This is a genomic window from Mesorhizobium waitakense (assembly GCF_056431085.1).
Window position 1 is genome coordinate 1 of record NZ_JBWKME010000164.1, and the last position, 775, is coordinate 775.

Here is a 775-nt window from a genome sequence, read left to right on the forward strand (position 1 = left end):
TGATGGCTGTTGCACTGGCTGGCGAGAGCTGCCCTCCGCAGCATGCGAGGTACCCTCTCCAAGGGTTTCCCGATACTTCCTCAGCATGGCCACCCCACTCTGGACCCTGGGGTCGTCCGCACACAGCTCCCTAGCATAAGCCTTCAGCGATTCGTCACTAAGTCCATTAAGAGACAAATTGTAATGCTGCTGGAGCCTTCCAGACAATCTGCGGAGACTCGTGCTACTGTTAGTTATAGACCGCGCCTCAAGCCTCCCGCGAGCCGCACTACCCGCATTATGGATTAACGCCGCATCTTCAGGAACGACAGTATACCGCCTTCCCTGTCCCTGACGCGAGGTACCCGCTCCAGAGGTACCCGCCCCAGAGGTACCCTCTCCATAGGTACCCTCGCGGTACGCCCTAAGCATGCCCAACCCCGTAATGACCCGGGCTTCACCCGGAAACAGTTGCTTAGCATAATCCTTCAGCGACTCGTCACTAAGTCCATTGAGAGACAAATTGTAACGCTGCTGTAGTGCTTCAGATAACTTGCGGAGACCCGAACTGTTCACGACTGCGGAGCGATGCGCAATCTTCTGGCAAGCCGCATTACTCGCATTCCGGATGAGGGCCGCGTCATCAGGGGCGATGCCGTACCGCCTCCCATGATCGGGAGCGTCCTGCTGGCCCGCCTCTTCCAGGTGCTCCTCAAAGTCGCGCTGCGCGGCCTCCTCCGGCTGCCCCCCCTGTCCTGCCTGCTGCTGGGCCAGCATCGCGTAGTACGAGTTTTGC

The 775-nt window shown here is 59.1% G+C and carries 1 protein-coding gene; it reads left to right on the forward strand.

The features are described 5' to 3' along the window. Positions 1 to 567: 567 nt before the first annotated feature. The coding region (locus AC07FD_RS31330) for a hypothetical protein (RefSeq protein ID WP_478352993.1) at positions 568 to 775 on the forward strand (208 nt) is incomplete at its 3' end.